1 protein-coding gene is annotated in these 2,302 nt (G+C 70.4%); it reads right to left on the reverse strand.

The features are described 5' to 3' along the window. A partial coding sequence (locus ACH47Z_RS47075) for a polyketide synthase dehydratase domain-containing protein (RefSeq protein ID WP_399086788.1) occupies positions 1 to 2,302 on the reverse strand: 2,302 nt, incomplete at both ends.

The raw sequence follows: 2,302 nt of genomic DNA on the forward strand, positions 1-2,302 counted from the left end.
CTTGCGGTGCCGTAGACCTCGGCGCCCCACAGGCGGGCGAGCTGGACGGCGGCCATGCCGACCCCGCCGGCCGCGGCGTGGACGAGGACGGACTCTCCGGCCCGCAGACCGGCGAGGTCGCGCAGCCCGTAGTACGCGGTGAGGAAGGCGACGGGCACGGCAGCCGCCTGCTCGAACGACCACCCCTCCGGAATCCGTACGAGCATCCGCCGATCGGCGACGCACACCGTGCCGAAGGACAGCGGAAGCATCCCCATGACCCTGTCGCCCACCCGGAAGTCCTCGACGTCCGGGCCGACTTCGGTGACGACCCCCGCCCCCTCACTGCCGAGGGACAGCTCACCCGGATACATGCCGAGCGCCATCAGGACATCACGGAAGTTGAGCCCGGCCGCGCGCACGGAAACCCTCACCTGGCCGGCACCGAGAGGGTCGAGAACCTCGGGGCAGGGCAGGAGATCCAGATGGTCGAGCGTGCCGGGGTTCATGGTGTCGAGCCGCCAAGCGGGGACGCCGGATGGCGGGTTCAACTCGTCGGCCCGGTTCCGTCGCAGCAGCCGAGGTGTGAGCAACGTGCCCTTCCGGAGGGCGAGTTGAGGCTCACCCGATGTGACGGCCGAGGAAAGGGAGGCGTACGACGCCGCGTCGTCGTCGATGTCCAGCAGGGAGAGCCGGCCCGGGTGCTCCGACTGAGCCGACCGGACCAAGCCCCACACGGCGGTGTGGCTCAGATCGCTGACGTCCTCGGCGGTGCGCGTCGCCACGGCACGGCTGGTCATGACGACCAGGCGAGCGTCTTCCAACGACTCCTCCGACAGCCACGCCTGTACGTCGGCGAGTGCTTGCGCGGTGGCCCGGTGGACGGTGTCCGGCAGCCCGTCGCTGTCCACCGAAGGCGCGGAGGCGTACGGCAACAGCACCACGTCCGGCGCGCCCTCACCTCCGGCGACCGCCGCACGGAGCGTCGCCAGGTCGGGGTAGGAGCGCATGGATGCGCTCAAGCCACGGAAAGCGGCGGGTAGTTCCGTCGCCTCCGACGCCACTACGGCCCAGTCGTCGGCGGTGTCTGCCGTACGAGGCTCGGGGGCGGCGATCGGAGACCAGTCGACGCGGAACAGGGTGTCCGCGTCGCCCCTGGTGCTGACCGCCGCATGTATCTGCTCGTCGGAGACCGGCCGCAGGACGAGCGATCCGATCGATGCGACGGGTCGCCCGGCCGTGTCCGCCACGTCCACGGTGAACACATCGTCACCCGTGGGAGAAATGCGCACCCGAAGCTCCATCGCCCCGGTCGCATGGAGGGTCACGTCGCTCCAGGCGAACGGGAGCCGGGGGGACGAGGGCGTGTCCGTGTCGCCCAGAAGCACGGCATGCAGGGCGATGTCCAGCAGCGCCGGATGTATGCCGAACTCACCCTGCTGGATGGCGACATGACCGAGACTGTCGGGCATGGCCACTTCCGCGTAGATGTCGTCGCCGTGCCGCCAGGCAGCGCGGAGCCCATGGAACGCCGGGCCGTACCCCTTGCCGATCCCGTCGTAGAAGTCCTCGACCCTTACGGGCACCGCGCCCGAGGGGGGCCAGACGGTCAGGCCGGCAGGCTCGGGCGATTCGTCTCCCGCCAGGGAACCGCTCGCATGCCGAAGCCACGACGCGTCACCCTCGCCGTTGTCCTCGGCGCGCGCGTACACCTGAAGGGCGCGGCTTCCGCCGGTATCCGGCGCGCCGACGAGCAACTGCAGCTGTACGGCTCCGTGCCGGGGCAGGACGAGCGGTGCCTCCAGCGTGAGTTCCTCGATCCGCGAGCAGTTGACCTTGTCACCGGCACGCAGCGCGGCCTCCACGAACACCGTGCCCGGGAGCAGGATCGCGTCGGCGACCGTGTGGTCGGCGAGCCAGGGATGTGTCCGCAGAGACACCCGACCGGTGAACAGGTGCTGCTCGGACTCCGCCAGTACGGCCTCCGCGCCGAGCACGGGATGGTTGGTCGCCCCGAGTCCCAGCCTCGCTGCGTCACCGGCGGCACCGGATGTCGACGGGAGCCAGTAGTGCTGGTGGTCGAAGGGGTAGGTGGGAAGGTCCACCGGGCGACCGGTGATCGGCCAGGTGATGGGGGTGCCGTTGGTCCAGAGCTTGGCGAGGGCTGTGCGGAGGGTCTCGGATTCGGGGTGGTCCTTGCGGAGGATGGAGACGGTGAGGGTGTCCGTGAGGGTGGTGCGGGCGAGGGCGGTGAGGGTGGTGTCGGGGCCGAGTTCGAGGAGGGTGGTGACGCCGTTTTGCGAGAGGTGGTGGAGGCTGTCGG

Origin of the sequence: Streptomyces sp. NPDC020192 (genome assembly GCF_044388685.1) — a bacterium.
GTDB lineage: Bacteria > Actinomycetota > Actinomycetes > Streptomycetales > Streptomycetaceae > Streptomyces.